The 24788-nt window shown below is 66.6% G+C and carries 20 protein-coding genes and 3 tRNA genes; 17 read left to right on the top strand and 6 right to left on the bottom strand.

Annotated elements, in window-relative coordinates; all coding sequences use genetic code 11:
* Positions 1–10 precede the first annotated feature (10 nt).
* Positions 11–1360, bottom strand: a complete 1350-nt coding sequence (locus J2S71_RS08680; protein ID WP_021725762.1) for a C1 family peptidase — start codon at positions 1358–1360, stop codon at positions 11–13.
* 160 nt (positions 1361–1520) lie between these two features.
* Here J2S71_RS08680 and J2S71_RS08685 point away from each other — a divergent pair, with 160 nt between their 5' ends.
* From J2S71_RS08685 to J2S71_RS12340, 11 genes are all read left to right on the top strand, one after another.
* On the top strand, positions 1521–2921 hold the full coding sequence (locus J2S71_RS08685; RefSeq protein WP_307390892.1) for a CCA tRNA nucleotidyltransferase: 1401 nt from the start codon (positions 1521–1523) through the stop codon (positions 2919–2921).
* Positions 2922–3106: 185 nt separating this feature from the next.
* Positions 3107–3544: a transposase gene (locus J2S71_RS08690; RefSeq protein ID WP_307389114.1), complete on the top strand. Its 438-nt coding sequence runs from the start codon at positions 3107–3109 to the stop codon at positions 3542–3544.
* A gap of 7 nt (positions 3545–3551) precedes the next feature.
* Positions 3552–4193 (top strand): transposase, encoded by a 642-nt coding sequence (locus tag J2S71_RS08695; protein ID WP_307389112.1) that lies wholly within the window; start codon positions 3552–3554, stop codon positions 4191–4193.
* Positions 4194–4747: 554 nt separating this feature from the next.
* Complete coding sequence (locus tag J2S71_RS08700) at positions 4748–6250, top strand: anthranilate synthase component I family protein (RefSeq protein WP_307390895.1); 1503 nt, start codon at positions 4748–4750, stop codon at positions 6248–6250.
* Positions 6247–6819 carry an anthranilate synthase component II gene (locus tag J2S71_RS08705; protein ID WP_307390899.1) on the top strand — a complete coding sequence of 191 codons (573 nt, stop codon included), beginning with the start codon at positions 6247–6249 and terminating at the stop codon, positions 6817–6819. The genes J2S71_RS08700 and J2S71_RS08705 overlap by 4 nt, the downstream gene beginning before the upstream one ends.
* A 33-nt stretch (positions 6820–6852) precedes the next feature.
* Complete coding sequence (gene trpD / locus J2S71_RS08710; RefSeq protein WP_307390902.1) at positions 6853–7875, top strand: anthranilate phosphoribosyltransferase; 1023 nt, start codon at positions 6853–6855, stop codon at positions 7873–7875.
* The gene (gene trpC, locus J2S71_RS08715; RefSeq protein ID WP_307390905.1) at positions 7875–8681 is read left to right on the top strand and encodes an indole-3-glycerol phosphate synthase TrpC; all 807 of its coding nucleotides are present in this window, start codon (positions 7875–7877) and stop codon (positions 8679–8681) included. Before trpD ends, trpC begins: the two co-directional genes overlap by 1 nt.
* Positions 8678–9352 (top strand): phosphoribosylanthranilate isomerase, encoded by a 675-nt coding sequence (locus J2S71_RS08720; protein WP_307390908.1) that lies wholly within the window; start codon positions 8678–8680, stop codon positions 9350–9352. Before trpC ends, J2S71_RS08720 begins: the two co-directional genes overlap by 4 nt.
* Entirely contained in the window at positions 9349–10548 is a 1200-nt protein-coding gene (gene trpB, locus J2S71_RS08725) for a tryptophan synthase subunit beta (RefSeq protein ID WP_307390911.1), read from the top strand. Before J2S71_RS08720 ends, trpB begins: the two co-directional genes overlap by 4 nt.
* Positions 10541–11338 carry a tryptophan synthase subunit alpha gene (gene trpA / locus J2S71_RS08730; protein WP_307390914.1) on the top strand — a complete coding sequence of 266 codons (798 nt, stop codon included), beginning with the start codon at positions 10541–10543 and terminating at the stop codon, positions 11336–11338. Before trpB ends, trpA begins: the two co-directional genes overlap by 8 nt.
* A 510-nt stretch (positions 11339–11848) precedes the next feature.
* Positions 11849–12112, top strand: a complete 264-nt coding sequence (locus J2S71_RS12340) for a winged helix-turn-helix domain-containing protein (RefSeq protein ID WP_370873238.1) — start codon at positions 11849–11851, stop codon at positions 12110–12112.
* Between the two features lie 151 nt (positions 12113–12263).
* Here the strand turns inward: J2S71_RS12340 and J2S71_RS08735 are convergent.
* From J2S71_RS08735 to J2S71_RS08745, 3 genes are all read right to left on the bottom strand, one after another.
* Positions 12264–12340: transfer RNA gene (locus J2S71_RS08735), tRNA-Glu, on the bottom strand.
* 10 nt (positions 12341–12350) lie between these two features.
* Positions 12351–12427, bottom strand: a tRNA-Glu gene (locus J2S71_RS08740).
* A 24-nt stretch (positions 12428–12451) separates the two neighbouring features.
* Positions 12452–12525: transfer RNA gene (locus tag J2S71_RS08745), tRNA-Gln, on the bottom strand.
* A 209-nt stretch (positions 12526–12734) separates the two neighbouring features.
* Here J2S71_RS08745 and J2S71_RS08750 point away from each other — a divergent pair.
* Positions 12735–14057: a lysylphosphatidylglycerol synthase transmembrane domain-containing protein gene (locus tag J2S71_RS08750; protein ID WP_307390916.1), complete on the top strand. Its 1323-nt coding sequence runs from the start codon at positions 12735–12737 to the stop codon at positions 14055–14057.
* A gap of 256 nt (positions 14058–14313) precedes the next feature.
* On the opposite strand, the gene gltX is transcribed toward J2S71_RS08750, so the two are convergent.
* Positions 14314–15804 carry a glutamate--tRNA ligase gene (gltX, locus tag J2S71_RS08755; protein WP_021725900.1) on the bottom strand — a complete coding sequence of 497 codons (1491 nt, stop codon included), beginning with the start codon at positions 15802–15804 and terminating at the stop codon, positions 14314–14316.
* Positions 15805–16008: 204 nt separating this feature from the next.
* On the opposite strand from gltX, the gene J2S71_RS08760 reads away from it, so the two are divergent.
* From J2S71_RS08760 to metK, 4 genes are all read left to right on the top strand, one after another.
* Positions 16009–16752: a P-loop NTPase family protein gene (locus tag J2S71_RS08760; RefSeq protein WP_307390920.1), complete on the top strand. Its 744-nt coding sequence runs from the start codon at positions 16009–16011 to the stop codon at positions 16750–16752.
* Between the two features lies 1 nt (position 16753).
* The gene (locus J2S71_RS08765; RefSeq protein ID WP_307390923.1) at positions 16754–19642 is read left to right on the top strand and encodes a YhgE/Pip domain-containing protein; all 2889 of its coding nucleotides are present in this window, start codon (positions 16754–16756) and stop codon (positions 19640–19642) included.
* 30 nt (positions 19643–19672) lie between these two features.
* Positions 19673–20410 (top strand): TetR/AcrR family transcriptional regulator, encoded by a 738-nt coding sequence (locus tag J2S71_RS08770; protein WP_307390926.1) that lies wholly within the window; start codon positions 19673–19675, stop codon positions 20408–20410.
* A gap of 319 nt (positions 20411–20729) precedes the next feature.
* Positions 20730–21980 (top strand): methionine adenosyltransferase, encoded by a 1251-nt coding sequence (gene metK, locus J2S71_RS08775; protein ID WP_021725927.1) that lies wholly within the window; start codon positions 20730–20732, stop codon positions 21978–21980.
* Between the two features lie 101 nt (positions 21981–22081).
* Here the strand turns inward: metK and J2S71_RS08780 are convergent, their stop codons facing one another.
* On the bottom strand, positions 22082–23368 hold the full coding sequence (locus J2S71_RS08780; protein WP_307390930.1) for an alpha-amylase family glycosyl hydrolase: 1287 nt from the start codon (positions 23366–23368) through the stop codon (positions 22082–22084).
* A gap of 353 nt (positions 23369–23721) precedes the next feature.
* Here J2S71_RS08780 and J2S71_RS08785 point away from each other — a divergent pair, with 353 nt between their 5' ends.
* Positions 23722–24753, top strand: coding sequence for a LacI family DNA-binding transcriptional regulator (locus J2S71_RS08785; RefSeq protein ID WP_307390933.1), 1032 nt, complete (start codon positions 23722–23724; stop codon positions 24751–24753).
* Positions 24754–24788 lie beyond the last annotated feature (35 nt).

Raw genomic sequence — 24788 nt, forward strand, 5'->3', positions numbered from 1 at the left:
GCGTATGGTGCTAGTGCGCGAGCGATCCCATGGGATCCCAGGGCAGAAGCTCGATGGGCTTCGCGTCGTAGGCGGCGCGCTCCTCGTCGGTGAGGTATTTCCTGTCCACGACCACCTGGTAGACGTACTCGTCGAACCACGCATCGGAGAGGGTGTCGAAGCCGTCGCGGCCGTGGTCCTTGCCCCAGCTGTTCTCCACCTTCCACATGACGGGCGTACCGGCGTCGTCCAGGCGCACGCCCTCGAGCACCATGGCGTGGGTCATGAGGCTCTCGCCATAGTCCAGGCGCTCGCCCCTGTCGAGCGCGCCGGCCACGGGGAAGCCCATGAGCGTGTCGATGTCGATGGCCGCCGGATCCATGATGCCCTCGTCGCGCAGGTAGCTCTGATCGACGTCACAGCCAAACCACACGGGCAGGCCGTCCTTGAGCTGGGCGATGGCCACGCGCTTGAGCTCGTCGATGGGGAGGTTGAGGTGGCGCACGGTGCCATCCTCCCACACGTTGCCCAGGCGGCTCACGGTGAAGCTCCTGTGGTAGGGCTTGTCGGCGGTGGGGGCGCTGATGAGCGAGACGTAGTCGTCGAGCTCCATGCCCACGGCCGCCTCGAAGAACTCCTGGGGCGTGAAGGTGCCACAGAGCACGACCTTGTCGTCCTTGTCGCGCAGGCGCACGTCAAAGTGGAGGGGAGGTTCGCCCAGGCAGGTCACGAGCAGGTGATAGACCTCGTCCATCATCTCCTTCTTCATGGCGCGCAGGTCATCCTCGCCGGTGCCGGAGGCGGCCGTCTCTCTCAGGCGCCTGGTGGCGCCACGCAGGTAGCGCGTGAGATAGGCGTCCATCTCGTGCGTGTTGCGCGAGCAGGCGGTCTCGGGCATGGCCTCCTTGGGCACCACGCCGTACTTCCTCACGAGGCTCCGGAACATGTCCCACTGCCCGCCATCGCCGATGGGGTCGGACAGGAGGTGGGCCATCAGGCGGTCGCCAAGGGGCTCGTCGAGCGTGTCCAGGATGTTCTCGAGAAACCAGTTGCTCTTCTCGAGCTTGTCGAAGAGGAGGGGGTAGGCCTGCGAGAGCTCGAAGGTCTTGAGGTTGAACCTCTTGATGGTGCGGTAGCGCATGGTGTTGAGGCTTGCGAACATCCAGCAGCGGCCGGAACGTTCCTGGTCGGTGCGGTCTCCCTGGGTGACCTCGATGTCGAACTGAAGCGTGTTGTTGGCGATGGCCTCGGGCACGCGTGCGGCAGTGCGGATGCCGGCGGAGCTTACGGCATTCTTGGCGACGACGCTGGTACGGTCGGTGTCGAAGGCCTCGCGCGAGGCCGTGATGTCGTCGGGGGTGATGCTCTTCATGGTGTCCACAGGGACTCCTTTCGGATGGTGGAAGGCGGACGGGCGTACATGTCGAGGATAGCGCACGCGCCGTGACCAGGCTCCGCCGGCTGGCCGCGCCGAGCGCTATACTCAGGGCACCTTCTACCCCTTTGGCGTCACTGCGTGCCACCTGTCTTGGAGAGGCCTCATGACCCCGTCCGCCGCCGAGCTCGCCCACGGTCTGCCGCCCGCCGCCCGCCGGGTGCTCTGCGTCCTTGAGGCGGCGGGCTTCGAGGCGTGGGTCGTGGGCGGTTGGGTGCGTGACGCGCTGCGGGGCGACACCGCACACGATGTGGACGTCACGGCGAGCGCGCCCTGGCAGGAGACGGCTCGCGTGGCGCGATCGGCAGGCCTCGTCGTGCACGAGACGGGCTGTGCCCACGGCACGGTGACCGTGGTGGCCGATGGCATGCCCATCGAGGTGACCACCTTCCGCCAGGAGGGCGCCTACAGCGACCATCGCCATCCCGACAGCGTGAGCTTCGTGGACGACGTGCGGCTCGACCTTGCGCGACGCGACTTTACCATCAATGCGATGGCGTTCCATCCCGAGCGTGGTCTGCTTGACCCCTTTGGTGGGAGGGCTGACCTCGCCCGTGGCGTCATCCGTGCGGTGGGGGAGCCGGCGCTCCGCTTTGGCGAGGACGCCCTGCGCGTGCTGCGTGCCGTGCGCTTTGCCTGCCGCCTGGGCTTTGTGGTGGAGCCCGCCACCCAACGGGCGCTTGAGGTGGCCGCGCCAGAGCTCGCCCATGTGGCACGGGAGCGCATCGGACAGGAGCTGGACGGCATCGTGAGCTCGGGCCGGGCGGGCTGGGCGCTCGAGCATGAGACGGCGGTGCTCGTGGCCGCGCTGCCGGAGCTGGAGTCCTGTGTGGGCTTCGACCAGCGCAGCCCCTACCATGCCTTTGACGTGCTCACCCATACGGCCCACGTGTGTGCTGCGGTGGAGGAGTTCACCTGTGGGCTGGCGTCACGAGAGCTGAGGTGGGCGGCGCTCCTGCATGACATCGCCAAGCCCGAGACGTTCACGCTGGATGCCAAGGGCAGAGGCCACTTCTATGGGCATCCCAGGGTCGGGGCCCAGGTGGCGCGTGGGGTGCTCAGGCGGATGGCGCTCTCCAGCGAGGTCGTCGATCCCGTGGTGGCGCTCGTCCGCCGCCACGACCACGTGACGACGGCAAGGCGCTCCTTGCTGAGGAGGCTCCTGATGCTGCTCGACCGTGCCTGTCCCGGTCGTGCGGCGGAGCTGGCCTTCGAGGTCATCGACCTCAAGCGGGCGGACGCCGTGTCCAAGGCCCCCGCTGCCGCCGGCTATGCCGTGGAGCTTGACCGCGTCACCAGGGCACTGCGTCGGGAGCTTGCGTCGGGCGGTTGCTATCGCGTACGCGACCTGGCCGTGGGCGGTGCGGACGTCATAGGCGAGCTGGGCCTGGCGCCGGGTCCCGCCGTGGGCGACGTGCTGGCGGGCCTGCTCGAGGCCGTCATAGGCGATGAGGTTCCCAACGACCGAGGTGCCCTTCTCGCCTATGCCCATACGCTTCGCAGGTGAGTCGTTCGCATTTCTCGGCGGCATCCGACCGAGTCGTTCGCACTTTCCGACGACGCTAGATTGAGTCGTACGCATTTTTCTGAGACATGGCTCCCAAGCTCGCGCATAAGGGCAGCTAATTTGTGTCGCGCCCCCGTCGCACAATCGGTGCCGCAGGGCGAGGGCGTCGAGAGGGGCTGGGCGGCATGACGAGCATGAGCGCGCGGATGGTGGCGGCGGCGGACGGCGGCGGCGGGGACCTCCTGTCCTGGGTCGCGAGGCACGGGGACGAGGCGTCGTGCGAGGAGGGGCTGATGCGGCTGCGCTTCCCGGGCGGCTGGGTCTGCCCGAGGTGCGGCAACCGCAGGTGCAGCCCCGTAGCGGGCAGGCCGAGGAAGCGGCAGTGCACCCGCTGCAGGCTCCAGTTCTCGGTGACCTCCGGGACCCCGATGCAGGGCTCGAGGCTGCCGCTGCCGAAGTGGTTCCTGGCGTTCCGGCTCGTCGCCGGCTCGAAGAGGGGCGTCTCGGCCGCCGAGCTGGCCCGCGCCCTGGGCACGAGCGAGACCACCGCGCGATACGTGGTCCTGAGGCTGCGCGGCGCGATGTCCGCCGGATTGGGGCGCCTTCGGCCGGGTCTCGGGTGAGGCCGAGGTGGACGACTTCTTCGTGGGGGCCGCGGCCGCAGGGACCGTGGGCAGGGGGACCACCAGGCAGCCGATGATCTGCGCGGTGTCGCGCGGCGGCCGGGGCGGCCCCGGGACGTGCGCCCTCAGGGTCGTCCCCGACGCGGCGGGCGGGGCGTACTCGCGCTTCGCCGAGGAGCACGTGGGGGTGCTCTCGCACGTCCGCGCCGACATGTGGCAGGGCGTCACCGCCGGCCTGCGCGGCTGGCCGGGGCTCGACCAGCGCCCGTTCGACGCGTCGGACCCGGCCTCCTCGCTCGCGCTCGTGCACCACGTGATATCGGACTTCAAGGCGTACGCCCTCGGCACCTTCCACGGGCTGTCGCGGGCGAGGCTGCAGGGCGTGTGCGACGAGTTCAGCTGGAGGTACTGCCACAGGGGCCCCGCGCCGGCGTCCGCGCTCGCCGCCGACGTCGCGGCCGCCCCGCACGTCCCCCGCGCCGAGCTCGAGGCCTCGTTCGGCCCGCAGCCCCGCGTCGCGAGCCCGAGGGCGCGCACGGGGGCGAGGGTCAGGCAGCGCGAGCGCGTCGAGGAGCTGCTGCGCGAGGCCGGGCCGGGCGACGGCCTGCTGGGGCTGCTCGACGACGGCTTCCGGGAGCGGAGGGAGTGAGGGGGTTATGCGCGAGCTTGGGGGCCATGTTCTGAGAACTGCATCTGCAAATGCGCAGTTCATCGAGGTGCATACTCACTTTTCAGCGAGCAAATCCGTGATATTTTGCATACGACTCCCACCAGGAATGCGTACGACTCGTGGGCGTGGCCGGACGTCGCCTGTGGAATTGTTTCGCGTTGGATACGTGTGCGCCGCTGGGGGTGGCGCGGCGTGGCCCCGTGCCGTACACTGCTCGTCAATCGAATAGCTCCACCAAACCTGTGAGGCGGAAGGTAGACGTCGCACGCGCGTACAGAGAGTCCGGGCAGCTGAGATCCGGGCCGAGATGCGGGGCGTCGAGTGGGCCGCCGAGGGCGCAGCGAACGGGCCTTGCCCCAGTAGCCTGCGACGTCTGGCACGCGTGAGCTGCCAGGGATGTGTCGGCATCCCGCAAAGTGCACGGATAACCGTGAATCAAGGTGGCACCGCGAGCCTCAGAGCCCGTCCTTGACGTTCTGTACGCGCAGTTCGTTGGGGACGGACTTTTTTCGTCCCCGAAAGGAGGCCTACCGATGCATCCCTCCCTTGCCGAGGTCAAGGAGATTGCCGCTTCGGGCCCCTACTGCCGGGTGCCGGTGCGACGCGAGCTCTATGCCGATGCCTTCACCACCATCGAGGTGTGTCGGCGCCTGCGTGCGGTAAGCCATCACGTGTTCCTGCTCGAGAGCGCCGAGCCCGACCAGCACCTGGGCCGCTACTCCTTCATCGGCTTCGATCCCAGCCGGGAGATCACCTGCCTGGATGGCGAGCTGCGCGTGCGCACCAACGTGGAGGGCGGCGAGCCCACCCTCGAGGTGCGCCAGGTGGAGCACCCCGGCACCTACCTGCGCCAGGTGCTCGCCGAGCACCGGGCACCGCAGCTTTCCGGCTTCCCACCGTTCTGCGGTGGCCTCGTGGGCTACTTCGCCTACGACTACCTCAAGTACGCCGAGCCCACCCTGCGCCATCCGGACCTCGCACACGAGGACTTCCTCGACATGGACCTCATGCTCTTCGACAGGCTCGTGGTCTTCGACTCCTACCGCCAGCGCGTCGTGCTCATCGCCAGCGTGGACGTGACGGGCGACGACGTGGCGGTCGCCACCTCCTATCAGGCGGCCGCACGTCAGCTCGACGCCCTGGAGAGCCTCATCAGGAACGGTGAGAGCGCGGAGTTCGATCCGCTCCGCCTCGAGGGCGACCTCACGCCGAAGCTCTCCGAGGCGGAGTATGTGGACATGGTCGCCACGGCCAAGCACCACATCCATGAGGGAGACATCTTCCAGGTGGTGCTCTCGAACCCCCTGCGCGCGCCCGCCACGGGCAGCCTCCTCGACACCTATCGCGCGCTGCGCAGCATGAACCCGTCGCCGTACATGTTCTACTTCACGAGCGATGACATCGAGATCGCCGGCGCCTCGCCCGAGACGCTCGCGCGCCTCACCGACGGGCGGCTCTTCACCTATCCCCTGGCGGGCACGCGGCCACGTGGCGCCACGCCCGAGGAGGACGCGCGGCTCGAGGAGGACCTGCGTGCCGACGAGAAGGAGCTTGCCGAGCATAACATGCTCGTCGACCTGGGGCGCAACGACCTTGGCCGCATCGCCGCGCTGGGCTCCGTGCACGTGGACGCCTACCACCAGGTGTTGCGCTTCTCGCACGTGATGCACCTTGGCTCCACGGTGTCCGCAACGATCGATCCACAGGCCGATGCCGTGGACGCCGTGGACTCCATCCTGCCGGCGGGCACCCTCTCGGGGGCACCCAAGCTGCGCGCCTGCCAGATCATCCAGGACCTCGAGGGCGCCAAGCGCGGCATCTACGGCGGGGCGATCGGCTACCTGGACTTTGCCGGCAACCTGGACACGTGCATCGGCATCCGTCTGGCCTACAAGAAGAACGGCCAGGTGTGCGTGCAGTCCGGCGCGGGCATCGTGATGGACTCGGTGCCCGAGCGCGAGTACCGCGAGTGCGTGAACAAGGCGCGCGCCGTGGTGGAGGCGCTGCACGAGGCGGAGGGAGGGCTCGACCGATGATCGTGCTCATCGACAACTACGACAGCTTCTCGTTCAACCTGTACCAGCTCCTGGGTGCCGTCCGTCCGGACATCAGGGTCGTGCGCAACGATGCCCTGGCGGTGGATGAGCTCGCCGCGCTCGCGCCCGCGGCCATCGTGCTCTCGCCGGGTCCGGGACGACCGGCTGCGGCGGGCATCTGCGAGGACGTGGTGCGTCGCCTGACCGGGAGCGTGCCCATCCTGGGGGTCTGCCTGGGCCATCAGGCCGTCTGTGAGGCGCTGGGCGGCGTCGTCACCTATGCGGCGGAAATCATGCACGGCAAGGCATCCCCTGCGCACGCCCGCGACGACTGCCCGCTCTTTGACGGCATCGCCCAGCCCATGCAGGTGGGACGCTACCATTCGCTCGAGGCGGACGCCACGCGCCTGCCCCCGTGCCTCAAGGTGACGGCACAGACCGAGGATGGCGCGGTCATGGCCGTGCAGCACGTGGAGCACCCCACGTTTGGCCTGCAGTTTCATCCGGAATCCATCCTCACGCCCGCAGGCGCACAGTTGGCCAGGAACTTCCTGGCGCTCGTGCGCTAGCCATCGAGCCATACGACGAGAAGGGACATGACCATGATCAAGGAAGCCATCGACAAGGTCGTCCAGCACGGAGACCTCAGCTACGACGAGGCCTACCAGACGATGGGCGAGATCATGCGTGGCGAGACCACGCCCACGCAGAACGCGGCATTCCTCGCGGCGCTCTCCACCAAGAACACCCGGGCCGAGACCATCGAGGAGATCAGCGGCTGTGCCTGCGCCATGCGCGAGATCGCCACGCCCGTCGAGCATCCGGGCGTAGAGACCCTCGAGATCGTGGGCACGGGCGGTGACCGCTCCAACACCTTCAACATCTCCACCACGGCGGCCCTCCTCTGCGCCGCGGCGGGCGCCAAGGTCACCAAGCACGGCAACCGGGCGGCCAGCTCCCAGAGCGGCACGGCCGACTGCCTGGAGGCCCTGGGTGTCAACCTGGATCAGGACCCGGGCAAGGTGCGTGCGGAGCTCGACGGCTGCGGCCTGAGCTTCCTCTTCGCCCAGAAGTACCACCCCGCCATGAGGTACGTGGGCCCCATCCGCAGGGAGCTGGGCTTCCGCACCGTCTTCAACATCCTGGGCCCGCTCACCAACCCCGCCAGGCCTCGCTTCTTCCTTTTGGGTGTCTACGACGGCTACCTCTGCGAGCCCTTGGCCAACGTCCTGTCCGACCTGGGCGTGCGCCGTGCCTTCGTGGTCTATGGCGAGGACCGGATGGACGAGATCTCCATCTCGGCTCCCACCAAGGTCTGCGAGCTCAGGGATGGCTACTACCGTACGATCACCATCACGCCCGAGCAGTTTGGCCTCACGCGTGCCCAGAAGTCCGCTGTGATGGGTGGCACGCCCGCCGAGAACGCGCAGATCACGCGCGACATCCTTGCAGGTGAGGAGACGGGGCCGAAGCGCGATGTGGCCGTGCTCAATGCCGGCGCGGCCCTCTATCTGGCCGAGCGGGCTTCCACCATCGCCGACGGCATTGCACTGGCCCAGGCGCAGATCGACTCCGGTGAGGCCACCAGGACGCTTGGGGCCTTCGTCAGGGAGAGCAACGCGTGATGGCAGAGAACATCCTCCAGACTATCGCCGCACACAACCGCCGGCTCGTGGCGGCGGCCAAGCTCCGCGTGAGTGAGGGCGAGCTGGCCGAGCGGGCGCAAGCGCTGTCCCCAGGAGATCCGCGTGCCTTCGAGCGTGCGCTGTGCGGGCCGGGTCTCTCCCTCATCTGCGAGGTCAAGCGGGCCTCCCCCTCCAAGGGCCTCATTGCGCGGGACTTCTCGCCAGTGGACATCGCCCGCACCTACGAGGAGGCCGGTGCCGATGCCATCAGCTGCCTCACGGAGCCCCGGTGGTTCCGGGGGTCCCTCGACCACCTGCGGGAGATTGCCGCGACGGTGCCCGTGCCCGTCATGCGCAAGGACTTCGTCGTGGACGCCTACCAGCTCTATGAGGCAAAGCTCGCCGGCGCCAAGGCGGTGCTGCTGCTCACCGCCATCCTGGACGATGAGGAGCTGGCGCGGCTGATGGCGCTGGCCGAGGAGCTGGGCCTGGGCACGCTCGTGGAGGTCTACAGCGCCGAGGAGGTCCGGCGTGCCGTGGGCGTGGGTGCCCGCGTGATCGGCGTCAACAACCGCGACCTGCGCGACTTCTCCGTGGACTTCGGGAACGCACGGCGCATGCGCGCGCTCATCCCCTCCGATGCCGTCTACGTGGCCGAGAGCGGGGTGGGGAGCTTGGATGACGTGGCGACCATCGCCCGCATGGGCGCCGACGCCGCGCTGGTGGGGGAGTTCCTCATGCGTGCCGGGGACAAGGTATCCCTACTCGCCCAGATGCGCACCGTGGCGGGAGGTGAGCTGCGATGAGGGACGTGAGCGCGGCGCGCGATCGCGCCCACGAGCTCCTTGCCACGGTGCGGGATGGCGCGCCAGGGGCCACGCACGTCAAGCTCTGCGGCATGTCCCGCGAGGCGGACATCACCGCCGTCAACGAGGCCGCGCCCGACCTCTGCGGCTTTGTCGTGGACTTCCCGCGCTCGCATCGCAGCGTCTCGCCGGAGCGCCTGCGGGAGCTGGTGGCGGGCCTGGAAGCTGCCATCTGTGCCGTGGGGGTCTTCGTGGACGAGGAGCCCGAGCGGGTGGCGGCGCTCACGCAGGGGGGCATCGAGGTGGTGCAGCTGCACGGCGGTGAGGACGAGCGCTATCTCGCGCGCCTGCGCACGCTCACGGATGCCCCCATCATCCAGGCATTTCGCGTGCGCACGAAGAGGGATGTGGAGCGGGCGAACGCCTCCGGGGCCGACCTCGTGCTGTTGGACAACGGCTGGGGCACGGGGGAGCGCTTCGACTGGGCGCTCGCTGGCGGCATCCGGCGTCCCTTCATGCTCGCAGGCGGGCTCACGCCCGAGAACGTGGGGGAGGCCGTGCGCACCTTCTCACCCTGGGGCGTGGACATGAGCTCTGGCATCGAGACGAACCGACACAAGGACCCACAGAAGATCAAGGCGGCGGTGGCCGCAGTGAGGAGCGCACGATGAGCAACTCGCCCGACTCGCGGGGGCGCTTTGGCATCCACGGAGGCCAGTACATCCCCGAGACCCTGATGAACGCGGTGCTGGAGCTGGAGGAGGCCTACGACCGGTACAGGGACGACCCCGCCTTCGTGGCCGAGCTCGAGAACCTGTTCAATACCTATGCAGGTCGTCCCAGCCTGCTGTACTGTGCCCGGAACATGACGCGCGACCTTGGGGGCGCCAAGGTCTACCTCAAGCGTGAGGACCTCAACCACACCGGTGCCCACAAGATCAACAACGTGCTAGGACAGGCCCTGCTCGCCCAGCGCATGGGCAAGACGCGCCTCATCGCCGAGACGGGCGCCGGTCAGCACGGCGTGGCAACCGCCACGGCCGCGGCCCTCTTCGGCATGGAGTGTGTGGTCTACATGGGCGTGAAGGACATGGAGCGCCAGGCCCTCAACGTGTATCGCATGCGCCTTCTGGGTGCGGAGGTGCGCGGGGTCTCGTCGGGCACCGGCACCCTCAAGGACGCCGTCTCCGAGACCTTCCGCGAGTGGACGAGCCGCATCGACGACACCCACTACTGCCTGGGATCCGTCATGGGGCCACACCCGTTTCCCACGATGGTGCGCGACTTCCAGGCCGTCATCTCGCGCGAGGCGCGCCAGCAGTGCCTGGAGGCCGAGGGCAGGCTGCCCGACGCGGTGCTGGCCTGCGTAGGCGGCGGTTCCAACGCCATCGGCAGCTTCTACCACTTCATCGATGACGAGGGCGTGCGTCTCATCGGCTGCGAGGCGGCCGGTCGTGGCGTGGACACCACCGAGACGGCAGCCACCATGTCCGTGGGGTCGCTCGGCATCTTCCATGGCATGAAGAGCTACTTCTGCCAGGACGAGTACGGGCAGATCGCGCCCGTGTACTCCATCAGTGCCGGCCTGGACTACCCGGGCGTGGGGCCTGAGCACGCCATGCTGCGCGACTCCGGCCGCGCGGAGTACGTGCCCGTCACCGATGACGAGGCCGTGGACGCCTTCGAGTACCTGAGCCGCACCGAGGGGGTCATCCCCGCCATCGAGAGCGCCCATGCGGTGGCCCACGCCATCAAGATCGCGCCCACCATGGACAAGGACCAGGTCATCATCGTCACGCTCTCGGGCCGTGGCGACAAGGACGTCGCGGCCATCGCCCGCTATCGGGGAGAGGATCTTCATGACTAGCATCGCCTCCGCCTTCACCGCTGCCGACGGCAGCCGCGCCAAGGCCTTCATACCGTTCATCACCTGCGGTGACCCCACCATCGGGGTCACCGAGGAGCTCGTGGTTGCCCTGGAGCGTGCCGGGGCCGACCTCATCGAGCTGGGCATCCCCTTCTCCGACCCCACGGCGGAGGGCTCCACCATCCAGGAGGCCAACATCCGTGCGCTCAGGGGTGCCGTGACCACCGATGACGTGTTTGAGCTGGTGGCGCGCCTGCGCGCGCGGGGCGTGCGGGTGCCCCTGGCGTTCATGACCTATGCCAACGTGCTCTTCTCCTACGGTCTCGAGCGCTTTGCCGCCCGCGCGGCCGGGGCGGGTGTGGATGGCGTCATCCTGCCCGACGTCCCCCACGAGGAGAAGCCCGAGTTCGCGGAGCCCCTAGCGGCTGCGGGCCTGGAGCTGGTCTCGCTCATCGCGCCCACCTCGCACGACCGCATCCGCGAGATCGCGGTTGATGCCCAGGGCTTCGTCTACATCGTGAGCTCGCTGGGCGTGACGGGTGTGCGCTCCCGGATCACCACGGACATCGATGCCATGGTCGCCCTCATCCGCGAGGCAAACCCGAGCGTCCCCTGCGCCGTGGGCTTTGGCATCTCGACGCCCGAGCAGGTGGCCATGATGGCCGCATCGTCGGACGGTGCCATCGTGGGCTCCGCCATCGTGCGGCTCGTCGCCGAGCACGGCGAGGGCAGCGTGCCGGTGGTGGAGGAGTACGTGCGACGGATGGCCGAGGCCACCCATCAGGCATAGCGGGGGCACTTGCGGTGCCGTGTGCCGGCCCGTGGTGCCCGCTGGCGCAGGCTGCCTTGTGGCGGGCACCCGTGCCAGGGCGGGGACCCTGCCGGAACCGTCCCTCCGCCAGCGCCCCGCTGCCATCGGATACGCCTGTGGAACCCGTTCGTCCGACCCGATGGCACGCTTAGGCCCCAAGTGCGTGCTGGGTCGGACGGTCTCCCGTCCTTCGACCCGTGTTCCTCCCGTAAAAGAGGCGTCTTATCCCCTCCGCGGGCACGCTATGGTGCCATACGAGGCGACCCAGAGCTACCCATCCGGACGGCGCCGTGCAGAGCATCGCGCACTTGGGGCCTAAGCGTGCACCTCCGCGCGATTTCCGGTGCCACAAGGATCAGTGCGAGGCAAATTATTCGTTCCGGCGAATATGCGTTTCCGTCTCAAGGAGAGGGTGCTGTACAATCGTCACGCCCATCAGCGGTGAGAGCGGAAGAAGCGGTTGTCATGGCGCTACCAACCCAGACGGACATGTTCGGCATTGTCCTCAAATATATGGGGAACGGAGAGAAGCGCAGTCGCAAGCAGGTAAGGAACCTAGCGGCGGAAAGGTTAGGCCTCACCTCAGACGAGCTTGCGGAGGCCACGTCGAGCGGCGTACCTGTCTACGAAAGCCGCGTTGGCTGGGCAATCTCCTATCTCAACCGCGCGAAGCTTTTGGATCGTGTGTCCCGCGGGGTCTATCGCATATGTGGGCGTCTCGACCGAGTTTTCCTTCGAGGTCAAGCGCCTTGACATTGACTACTTTGAGAATGAATGGCTAAATTTGGCTGTTACGCTATAGATATCAGAATTGCTGCCTTGTTCGTAACTGACAGAGATCGGAGGATGACGGCCACTGCAAAAAGGCAGGCTATCGGGCTGTGCCGATAGCCTGCCTACCTTGTGGTAGCCCGTACCAGATTCGAACTGGTGATCTCCGCCTTGAGAGGGCGGCGTCCTAAACCGCTAGACGAACGGGCCGAGCAACAGATGGTAGCCCGTACCAGATTCGAACTGGTGATCTCCGCCTTGAGAGGGCGGCGTCCTAAACCGCTAGACGAACGGGCCATATCTGCCTGTCACAGGAGCACATGGCTGAGCCGGAGAGAGTCGAACTCCCACTGACGGAACCAGAATCCGCTGTCCTACCATTAGACGACGGCTCAATGCTGTGTCCAGGCGCGTGAGCGCAAGATGGAACTATACGGGAAACGTGCCTTGTACGCAAGAGTTGTGGGTGAATATCTTTTGTCCATAACTCCTGCGTGACTCTTGCCGCCCGGTCGCCCCAGGCACCGCGAGAGGGTACACTTCTACTGTCAATTCATTGCAACTCTTGCGCCGCTCTGCCGGCAGATTGGGGACGCTGGGACGCATGTCCACGGAAACGCCCAAAGCACAGGACGTCAAGGCTGCCGTCTCAGAGAACCCCACGGCAAGGCCCCAGATGAAGGCGGCGCATCCCAAGGTCGCCGTCAAGGTCGCGGCACCGCATGTCGCCCCCGAGAACATTCCCGAGGGGGTCTCTGACGATCGCGAGCGTGACGCCAAGGCGCGCAAGGGGGCGCTCTTCCTCGCGGTCGTCGTGGGCATCTACATCGTCTACCTCATCTTCTCCGGCCAGATGGCCACCTTCTTGGACGCGCTCTCATCGGTTGCCCTGCCGTGGGTCGTCGCCGCATGCGGGTGCTACCTGCTCTACTTCATCTTCGGCGTGCTCGCCTATGTGATCGCCGTCTACCTCGACCACGATTCGCCGGTGGGCGTGCGCGACCTCATGAGCGTCGAGAGCTCGGGCGTGTTCTTTGGCAACCTGACGCCCATGATGGCCGGCGCCGTGCCGTCACAGATCTATCGCCTCACGCGCACGGGGCTCGATGTGGGCGAGGCCGGTGCCACGGAGTTCACGCGCTTCATCATGTTCCAGTTTGGCGTGGTGCTCTTTGCCGCCATCATGCTCGTCGCCAAGCTCGAGTACTTCTTCGAGACGTTCGGGGACATCATCATCCTCAACCTCGTGGTGTTTGGCGTGCACTTCGTCGAGCTGGCGGGCCTCTTCGTGATATGCCTGTGTCCCCGCTTCGTCATGCGCGTGGGCAACGCCCTGCTGCGCGTCGCCACCCGTCATAGGTGGCTCAAGGACCCCGAGCACTGGAACGACATGGTCAACGTGCAGGTGCGGGAGTTCTCCGAGACCTTCCGCCACGCCGCGCGCGACCTTCCCAACATGGGGCTGACCCTTGTGGTGACCATGCTGCAGCTGGCGTGCCTCTACATGATCCCCTGGTTCGTGCTGCGTGCGTTTGACGTTGAGGCGGACTTCCTGGACTGCCTGGCGGCAGGCTCCATGGTGCAGATGGTGGCGTCCGCCGTGCCGCTGCCCGGTGGCACGGGTGGTGCCGAGGGCGGCTTCCTCATGTTCTTTGGTGGCCTGTTCGGGGAGGCGGCATCCGCGGGCTTCCTCGTATGGCGCATCGTCACGTTCTTTGGCCCCACGCTTCTGGCCGCCCCCATCCTGGGCCTGCGCTCCACTGGGGGGGAGAGCATCTACCATCGCGTGCGCAAGCTGCGCATGCGTCTGCGCGCCCGTCGTCGTGGCAGGAGTAGGCCCGGTAGGCCCTCGGGCGGCTCTGCCTCCGGAGGCGTCACGCTGAGCGGGGCCGCCGTGCGCAAGCGCATCTCCCGACACCGTCCCTAGCCTCATCGAGTCGTTCGCAAAAGTACCCCACCCGTTTGGGAGTCGTTCGCAGACTATCACTCGGTATCTGCAGATAATGATGTGACCACACTACGGCTACCTGGCCTTTAACATCCTGAGAGCCATCAGCATTGCGAACGACTCAGGCGATGGGGGCGAGAGACTGCATACGACTCGTCAGGCACGCCTGGTGCAGAGAGAACAGTGGGCCTAGGCCGCTCGCCAGTCGGCGCCCGTCCGCCGCATCCACCGCTCCCTAGCGTGCGAGCGGCAGCGCCTTCTCCAGGCGCGCGAGCGCAAGGCCGCGGCCCAAAAGCTCCAGCGACTCGCCAAGGGGCGGCGACACCTGGTTGCCGCAGACGGCGACGCGCACGGCCCCGTAGAACTTACGCTTGGTGGTGCCCAGGCGCTCGGGCAGCGGCTCCAGGGCGGCGTCGATGGCGGCGGCGTGCCAGCCGTCCGCCGCAACGTCAAGGAGCGCCTCACGCGCGGCCTCGAGGGCGGCGTGCGCTCCGTCCCTGGAGAGGTTCCTGCTCACGGACTTCTCGTCGAACGTCACGTCCTCGCCCTCGTAGAGGAAGCGGGACTTCTCCACCACGTCGGGCGCGAGGGTGGTGCGGGGCTTGAGGATGCTGGCGAGCAGCAGGTACCAGGCCTTGGGATGCGCCGGATCCGCCTCGCGCTCCAGGCCGGCCCCCACGAGCTCGGGCATGAGCAGCTGGAACACGAACTCCTCGTCGCTCATGGCCTGCACGTACTGCTGCTGGATCCAGTCGAGCTTCTTGAAGTCGAAGGTGGCGGGGTTCTTGGACACATGCTCCAGGGAGAACTCGCGGGCGAGCATGTCGCGCGGCACGATGGTGGTCTCGCCGTCGGGCGCCCATCCCAGAAGGGCCAGGTAGTTCACCAGCGCGTCGGCATCATAGCCGCGGTCGCGGTACTCCTCCACGGAGGTGGCCCCATGGCGCTTGGAGAGCTTCTTGCCATCAGGCCCCAGGATCATGGAGATGTGTGCGAACGCGGGCGTGGGGGCTCCGAGCGCCTCATAGACCATCACCTGGCGCGGCGTGTTGGAGAGGTGGTCATCGCCGCGGATGACGTGGGTGATCCTCATCAGGGTGTCATCGACCACGGTCGTGAAGTTGTAGGTGGGAGTGCCGTCGGTGCGCACGATGATGAAGTCGTCCAGCTCACGGGCATTGAAGGTCACGGTGCCGTGCACGGCGTCATGGATGGCCACGTCACCACGATCCTCGGGCACCTTGATGCGGATGGTGTGTGGCTCACCGGCATCCACGCGACGCCGTGCCTCGACGGGATCGATGGAGCGACAGGTGCGCTGGTACCCCTGGAAGGGATCATGGCGCTCTTCGGCCGTCTTCCGGTCCGCGGCGAGCCTCTCGGGCGTGCAGAAGCAGTAATAGGCCCTGTCTTTTGCCACCAGACGCTCGGCTGCCTCGTGATAGAGGGCGAGGCGCTGCGTCTGCCAGTAGGGGCCATAGTCGCCTCCTACCGCGGGCCCCTCGTCCCAGTCCAGCCCCAGCCAGCGCATGGCGCGCAAGATCACCTGCGTGTTCTCCTCGGTGGAGCGGGTGGGGTCGGTATCGTCGATACGCAGGATGAAGGTACCGTGGTTGGCACGGGCGAAGGCCCAGTTGTATATGGCCGTCCGTGCGCCGCCTACGTGCAGCTTGCCGGTGGGGGAGGGTGCGAAGCGCACGCGCACGGGAGTGTTCTGGTCGCTCAAGACAATGCCTCTCGCCGAGATTGCAAATCACTTGAGTATAGCTTGCTCCCTTGACGAGAGGGCACGAGCCGCGTTGGGGATTGTCGCGTGTTCCCCTCTGTCTTTTTTTGAATCGACGTTGAAAAATTTTCGACTTCGATTTAAAATTCTTGGGCATTCGTCACGATACCGTTGCGGAGCCCCTGTGAAGGCGGAGGGGCTCGCATGTACGAGGAGGAGAACGTGGAAGCCAGCAGACCACAAGGGGCTTTGGCTGCAAGGCCCTTCATTCGGGCACGGGGGCTGTCGCAGCTGAGTGCGCGCGTGAAGTCGTACGAGAACGTTGACATCGACGTTGCCGCCGGTACGGCACATGCCGTGTGCGCCGCCGACAACAGCGGCAAGACCGAGCTTCTGCTCACGCTCGCAGGGCGCATGCGACCCACTCGCGGCACGCTCACGGTGGGTGGCGTCACGGCGGACACGCTCGTCGGGCTGTCGCACGTGCGACCCTTTGCAAGCCTGGGCTTCTTCGAGAACGTCAACGACGTGGAGATGGTTCTGCGCGTGCATGTGGTGGCCTCTGCGGAGCTGGGGCTTGCGGGCAAGCGCTCCGGTCACGCGGCGACGCAGGCGTTCCTGGAGGCCTGGGACCTCGCCGACGTGGCCGACACCAGCATCGAGGAGCTCGATCGCTACACCTTCGACCGGCTGGGCATCGCGCTGGGCATGGCCCACGACCCGCGTCTCCTGGTGGTCGATGACATCGAATCCTCGCTCACGGAGCACCAGTCGCACAAGCTCATCGGCGAGCTGCGCGGCATTGCCCACACGATGGGTACCACCATCTGCTGCGGTGTGACCGATTACGACCTCGCCGTCCTCTTCGACGGCGCGACGTGCATCAACGACGATGCCCGCGCCCAGGCGGCCGCCTGGGCGCGCAAGCACGACAAGGAGGTTGCCTAACATGGAAAACCCATTCAGGGGACTGCGCTTCTCCCTCCTCGACTTCCACTCCGCCCGCGCCAACGTTGGCATGAAGCTGGCCATGGCTGCCATCGCCATCATCCCGCTGGTCTATGGCGTGCTCTATCTCATGGCGTTCTACGATCCCTATGGCAAGCTCGACACGCTGCCCGTGGCTGTCGTCAACGAGGACCAAGGCGCCACGCTCTCGGATGGCAGCACCATCCATGCAGGGGAGGACCTGGTGGCCCGCCTGCGTGACAGCAAGTCGCTCGACTACAGCTTCGTGGATGACGGCACGGCACAGCGCGGCATCGAGGATGGCACCTACTACCTCAAGGTGGTCATCCCCCAGGACTTCTCGCAGAACATCGCCTCGGCGGACGGCAGCGAGCCCACGCAGGCCAAGCTCGTGTTCGTGGCGAACGAAGCCAACAACTACCTCTCGTCCATCCTGGGCAAGTCGGTGTTTCGCGAGGTGACGGCCCAGACCAACTATGCCGTGGGTGACAACTACTACGTGCAGATATTCGACAAGATCAACGCGTCGGGTCGCGATATCCGTCGTGCGGCGGATGGGGCCTTCGACCTCGAGGACGGGCTGGGCCAAATCTCTGATGGTGCCGCCACGCTCGCCCAGGGCGCGGGCACGGCACGGGACGGTGCGAGTGCGCTTGCCGCCGGCGTGGGCTCCGCCCAGGCCGGCTCCCAGAGGATAACGACCAACTTGAACACCGCCGCCCAAGGCGCCCGTGCCCTTGCGGACGGTACGGATGCCGCGGCCGCCGGCGCGCAGACGCTTGCCAGCGGCACTGCAGCGGCAGCGAATGGCGCCACCCAGCTCTCCGGTGGCATGACCACGCTCATGGACGGCCTGGGTCGCGAATTTCAGGGCTCCAAGGAGCTTGCGAGCAAGCTGAGCCTGCTGCAGAGACAGGGCACCGGACAGGTGGCTCAGGGCGCCCAGGCGCTGCAGGCGCAGCTCATGGCCCAGCGCGACACCATCTCCAAGCTTGGGCCCGGTGCCCAGCAGGTGTCTGATGGCGTGAGCGAGCTCTCGGACACCCTCGGTGGCCTCCAGGATCAGGTCAGCAGCCTCGACAGTACCACCACCGACCTGCAGCATCAGATGGGGGAGCTCGAGGAGGGGCCGGGGAAGTCCCTCACGCAATCGGGGAAGTCCCTCCAGAGCCATGCGCAGGCGGCCCACGACGATGCCGCCGCGCTCACCAAGGGCATGGCTGGTGCCTCGAGCGACCTGAGCAGCGCGGGCACGCAGGCCGGAGATGCCGCGAAGTCCGCCGGCGCGGCCGCCCAGGCCCTGTCGCAGATCTCACCTCAGCAGAGCAAGGACGGCACGAACACCTACACCATCACCGCCACGGAGTATCAGGCGCTCCAGAGTGCCCAGAAGAGTGCCGCCAGCGCGTCGGACAGTGCAAAGAGGTCCGCGGCGTCCGTGCGGTCCGCGGGGGACAAGATGAAGGCGTTGAGTTCATCCTCCCTGAGCCAAGATCTCGAAAGCCTCAAGAAGGACCTCGAAGGCATCCAGCAGAGCTCCACGTCGCTGGTTGACGGTGCGAGCAAGCTGCTCAAAAGCTCGAAGCAGGCCATTTCCGGTGCGCAGAAGCTCGTCAGTGGCCTTTCGGACAAGAAGGACGACCTCAAGAAGCTGACCGATGGCGCACAGGAGGTGGCCAAGGGTGCCACCACGGTGACCCAGCAGCTTACCCAGGCCACCGACGGCACGGGCGCACCCACCATCTACGGTGGCATCGTACGTCTCTCGCAGGGGGCCACGCAGGTGGACAACAACATGAGGGCCGCCGTGGGTGGGGCGGAGGAGCTCTCGATGGGCGCGCGCCAGCTCTCCGATGGCGCGCAGTCCGCGAAAGGGGGCGCGACCACCCTCGCCGAGGCATTGGGCCTGCTGAACAGGGGCTCGAACACGCTCGCCGCGGGCCTGGGCTCCGTTCGCCCGGGCGCCCACACCCTCGCCGACGGCCTTGGCCTGCTGTCCCGGGGCTCCGCCACGCTCACGAGTGGGCTGGGCACGGCGGCGGATGGCGCTACCTCTCTCGCGAAGGGTGCCGCGGCACTCTCCGATGGCGCAACCACGCTCGCAGGGGCGACCGACACGGCATATGACGGATCCAAGACCCTTGCCGACGGCCTGGAGAGTGGTGCGGCCACGGTGGCCGACCAGACGGCCCACGCTGACGAGCGGGCCAGCATGATGAGCCAGCCGGTGGCCCTTGCCACCGACAACTACACCACGGTCGCCAACTACGGCACGGGCTTCGCCCCCTACTTCATTGCCTTGGGGCTCTGGGTCGGCGCCCTCGTGATGACGTTCATCCTGAAGCCGCTCAATCGCAGGCTCATCTGCTCGGGCGCCAACCCCGTCGTCGCCGCGTTCTCGGGCCTCGTGCCCTGGCTCATCGTGGGCATCATCCAATCCATCATCCTCGGTCTCGTCGTTCAGTTCCCGCTCCAGCTTGACATCATCCACGTCGCCGCCTTCTACCTGCTCATCATCCTTGCGAGCGCCGTGTTCTGCGCGATGATTCAGATGATCACGGCCGTTCTGGGCTTCCCCGGAAAGTTCGTCGCCGTCATCCTGCTCATGCTGCAGCTTACGAGCGCGGCAGGAACGTTCCCCATCCAGACGGAGCCCTCCGTCTTCCAGGCGATCAGTCCCTACATGCCCATGACATACGTCGTTCACGCGCTCAGAATCGCTACTCGCGGCATTGACCTCTCCCTTGTGACGGGGGATGTGGCTATCCTGTTACTGTTTGGTGGCATATCGTTCCTCATCACCTGCCTTGCGGCGCGCCGTCGCCGTCTCGTGACCATGAACGACCTGCACCCGCTGGTTGATCTGTAGGACGACGAGGCTACGCGAGGGGGTTGCGGTATGAGTTCCCTGTCACAGAACCTCCTCTTGGACGCCACCGGTGGCACCCTGCTCGATGGGGTGCACGACGTCCGAGAGGCCACGCACCAGGCAATCGAGAGGCACATCGAGAGTATCGGCAAGCACCATAGCCCGCGCTTTTCGTCAAAGACCAAGAAGAGCGCCGCCACGCGCGAGCGCATCATCAAGGCCGCCTCGAAGCTGATCATGCGGCGGGTGGGCACCAACTTCCAGATGAGCGAGATCTCCGAGATGTGCCACATGTCCAAGGGTGCCCTGTACTATTACTTCCGCAACAGGGATGACCTCGTGGAGGCCGTGTTCTCGCAGGCGCTCGAGGACTTCTCGCAGCGTCTGCGCGAGGTGGGGGATGGCGCAGAAAGTGCGTGCGATGCCCTCTGCGACATGTGCGATGCGTTCGAGCAGTCCCTCATCGGGGAGGGCACGCTCGTGCTCGCGGTCATCCGCGAGCTGCTGCAGGCGCGTGACAACATGCTGCCTCAGATCGAGGAGCGCTTCGGGGGCCTGACGTCCATCATCTGCGACCAGGTCGAGCGTGGCAAGCGCGAGGGTCTCATCAGCGAGAGCGTGGACAGCGAGCTTGCTGCCAGCATGCTCTGCGGATGCATGAGCTTCGCGACCATCAGTGTCTCGTTGCGGGAGGGCCGTGCTGCGGGCTCCGAGAGCCTGGGAACGACGCTCTTTCGGCAGCTCATGGAAGGCATCGGCGTCAGATAGGCAGCCCTGTCCTGGGCGGCGCGTGCGACTTCCTGCCTTTGACCAAGGTTCGAAATTCTTGCCCCTGCCTATTTACAAGGACAGGCAGGTTGCCGTAGGCTTAGCCCTGCTCGTCGAGAGGCGCATGCCCTGGTGCAGCGCATAGAGCCGAGGGACCGAGCCCGTTGACGCTCCGACAACCAGCATCCGCATGGTGCCACATCTCGGCAGCGCACGGGCGTGCGCTGGAAGACGGGGGAGCGGTGCCAGTGACACGGTATCCCCTCATATAGGTGGGGCTCTGCCCCCAAGAGGCGCGTCGCGCCGGAAGGGAACGTTCATGGCACACCAGAACTACCTCTTTACCTCGGAATCCGTTACCGAGGGCCATCCCGACAAGATCTGCGACCAGATATCGGATGCCGTGCTCGATGCCATCCTCGAGAAGGAGGCGCGGCTGGAGAAGAGGGGGTACGTCTCCCCCACGGGCATTCCCGCTCGCCTCGATGACGTGCGCTGCGCCGTGGAGACCTTCACGACCACGGGCACCATCGCCGTGATGGGCGAGGTGCGTACCCAGGCCTACGTGGACGTGCAGCAGGTCGTCCGCGAGACGCTGCGCCGCATTGGCTACGACCGCGCCAAGTACGGCTTCGACTGCGACACCTGCGGCGTCATCAACATGATCCACGAGCAGTCTCCCGACATCGCGCAGGGCGTGGACGGCACGTTCGCGCGTGCGGACGACGAGGACGCCATCGACAGGATCGGTGCCGGGGATCAGGGGATGATGTTCGGCTATGCCACCGACGAGACCGACGTGCTCATGCCCATGCCCATCTACCTCGCGCAGCGCCTGGCCCAGCGCCTGGCCGAGGTGCGCAAGAACGGCTCGCTCTCCTACCTGCGCCCCGACGGCAAGACCCAGGTGACGGTGCGCTACGAGCACGACCGTCCCAAGGAGGTCATGGCCATCGTGGTCTCCACGCAGCATGCCGCCGATGTGGAGCTGGGCCAGATCCGCGAGGACATCATCGCGCATGTCATCCGGCCCATCTTGGATGGGGTCGGCATCGCCTGGGAGGACGCCGCCATCTACGTGAACCCCACCGGGCGCTTCGTCGTCGGCGGTCCCATGGGTGACACCGGTCTCACCGGCCGCAAGATCGTCGTCGACACCTACGGTGGCATGGGCCGTCACGGCGGCGGTGCCTTCTCGGGCAAGGATCCCACCAAGGTCGACCGCTCCGCCGCCTATGCGGCCCGTTGGGTTGCCAAGAACATCGTCGCCGCAGGCCTTGCCCGCAAGTGCGAGGTGGAGCTCGCCTATGCCATCGGCATCAGCCAGCCGCTCTCCATCATGGTGGACAGCCTCGGCACCGCGACGGTCGATGACTCCGTGCTCGACAGAGCCGTGAGCGAGGTCTTCGACCTGCGTCCCGGCGCCATCATCCGCGACCTCAGGCTGTGCCGCCCCATCTATGGGAAGACGGCTGCCTATGGCCACTTCGGCCGCACCGATCCCGACTTCACCTGGGAGGCCGTCAACCGAACGGACGAGCTCAAGGCTGCGGTGGCCGCGCTCTCGTAGCATGGCTCGTGGCATGCGGGGTGCTTGGCGCGCGGGTTCCGCCATGCACCCACGGCATGAACGGCATCCCGTGGGACGGGACGTGGGTCGTTGCGCCTTCCTCAGGGTGCATGGAGAACCAGGGGGTCGCCCGTGCAGGCGAGCGAGCCGTCGGCAACGGTGACGATGCCGCCGTCGATGAGGTTGCGGTAGCGTCCGTCGGGCATGTCCACCTCGACCTTGGCCGCCTCCCCCTTGAGCGAGCAGATGCCCACGAGCCGCCCGTCCTCGCTGCGATGATCCACGATCGCCATGTCATGCGCGTCATCCGCGCGATAGCACACCTGGTCCTGTGCGCCCAGGTATCCATGCTTGATGTCCGCGAGGGCACGCATGAGGCCTGACAGATCGCTGCCAGCCGTCCAGTCCACGGGGTCTCGGTCGAAGAGGCTGGGCAGATGCGAGAGGGCACGTTCCTGTCCGGCATAGACGAGGGTCGTTCCCTTGGTCAGGTAGAGCAGGGTCGTGAGGTTGCGGAGCGCGCGTGGGTCAGGAACCCGCGCCGCGATGCGCTCCACATCATGGTTCTCCAGGAAGCGCAGCTTGTCATAGGTACGTGGGTAGGCGTTCTCCTGGAAGTCCAACAGGTCGAGGTAGCAGCTCAGGGGTATCGCCCCCGCAAGGTGGCGCTCGAAGGCCTCCTGCACGTCATAGGCATACTCCATGTCGAAGGCCCCGAAGGCCTCGCCATCCGTGGCGCAGTACCTGCCTGCCCTGCGACAGGCCGAGCCAAACGAGCGGTGCACCGTCTCTGCCAACCACACGAGTCCCGGATGCACGCGCTCCACGGCCCTGCGGGCGCGCTCCCAGAACGCCATGGGCACGAAGGAGGCAACGTCGCAGCGGAAGCCATCCACCAGCCGCGCCCACTGGCAGAGGGTCTCGATCTGGTAGTCCCAGAGATCCTCATGGGCATAGTCGAGATCGATGACGTCCGACCAGTCCCCCACGCGGTTTGCCGGCCTGCCGTTCGCGCGATGATAGAACCACTCCGGATGCGCGGCGAAGAGCACGGAGTCGGGCGAGGTGTGGTTGTAGACCACGTCGATCATGACCTTCATCCCCCGGGCATGGATGGCGCCCACGAGCGCCTCGAAGTCCCCAAGCGTGCCATGTTCCGGGTTGATGGCGCGATAGTTCCTGATGGCATAGGGGCTGCCGAGGGAGCCCTTGCGCGCCCGCCTGCCGATGGGATGGATGGGCAGCAGCCAGATGAAGTCGCACCCCAGCGCGCGGATGCGGGGAAGGTCGTCGATGACGGCCGCAAAGGTGCCCTCGGTCGTGTGGTTGCGCACGAAGAGGGAATAGATGACCTGCCTCTGGAGGATGGGGTCGGTGTCACAGGCCATGGGCGTCCGTTTCGTGGGGGTTGGGAACGTAGGTGCCCACGAGCTTACTCCGGTCTTGCCCCAGATGGCCCTCACGAGCGCGTCATCCGCTCCCGTCACTACCGTCTGACGGCGAAATCGTGACGCTCGACGGAGCGAGCGCTCATCCTGGCGTGACACCGAAGTGAACTCCGTAAAATGCGAACTACGGACTGGAAACGTTACCAGTAACGTTTCCAGGAGACGTTGGGGGATGGCCCGTGTTGGCCGCGTCGTCGCGCCATGCGGCTCCATGCCCTATGATAGGGATGTGCCCTATGTGCGTGTCCGCATACGGCCCCGCGCATGGCGTCGAGGCGAAAGGGGTGACAGGCATGGTGACCATCAGGGATGTCGCGCAGCAGTGCGGCGTGTCCGTGAGCACGGTGTCACGTGTCATCAACGATCACCCCGACGTGAGCGAGCGGGTGCGCAGGAGGGTGCATGTTGCCATCGATGAACTCAGCTACGTGCCCAACAAGGCCGCCCAGGATCTCGTGCACCCTCAGGGGGATTCCATCGGCGTCATCGTCCGCGGTGCCGACAACCCCTTCTACGTGCCTATCGTTCGTGCCATCGAGGAGGTGTGCGAGCTCGCCGGCTATGCGATGGTCATGTGCCAGCTGTCCGACGACGCCGACGAGGTGGGGCAGGCAGCTGCGCTCGTCAAGTCAAAGCGTCTCAAGGGCGTCATCCTGCTGGGCGGCCACTTCGACTACGACGCGTCGACGGGGGCCGTCATCGGCGTGCCCTTTGCCTGCTGCACCTTCACCAACTGTTTCGGGAGTCTCGACCGCGGCACCTACTCGTCCGTATCCATCGATGACGTGGCGGAGGCCGAGCGCGCCACGCAGCTGCTGCTGGATACGGGTCATCGTACGATAGCCCTGCTGACGCCGGCCACGGACGACCAGTCCATCAGCGAGTTGCGCTACAAGGGCTTCAGGAGCGCCTTGGGGAAGGCCAAGGTCCCACTGGACGAGGGACTCGTGCTCGAGACGGGGAGCTTCTCCATGGCCTCCGCCTACGAGGCGACGGCCGGCCTCGTGGGCCGTCGCCGCGATGTGACGGCCATCTTTGCCATATCCGACGCCATGGCCCTGGCCGCGATGAAGGCCCTGGCCGAGGCTGGGCGCCGCGTTCCCGAAGACGTGTCGCTCGTGGCCATCGATGGCCTCGAGGTCTCGCTCTACAGCGTCCCGACGCTCACCACGCTCGTGCAGCCCACCCAGACGATGGGCGAGCGCGCGGCACAGATCCTCATCGACCAGATCGAGGGACGCGGCCAGGCGCGGCACGTGCGCCTGGCCACCGACCTTCGCACGGGGGGCACCCTCGTGCGCCCCCCTGGCACATCCACGCCCTGATGGCGTGTGTATGCGAGCAGAAAGACATAAGGAAC

This window comes from Olsenella profusa DSM 13989 (genome assembly GCF_030811115.1).
Classification (GTDB): domain Bacteria; phylum Actinomycetota; class Coriobacteriia; order Coriobacteriales; family Atopobiaceae; genus Olsenella_F; species Olsenella_F profusa.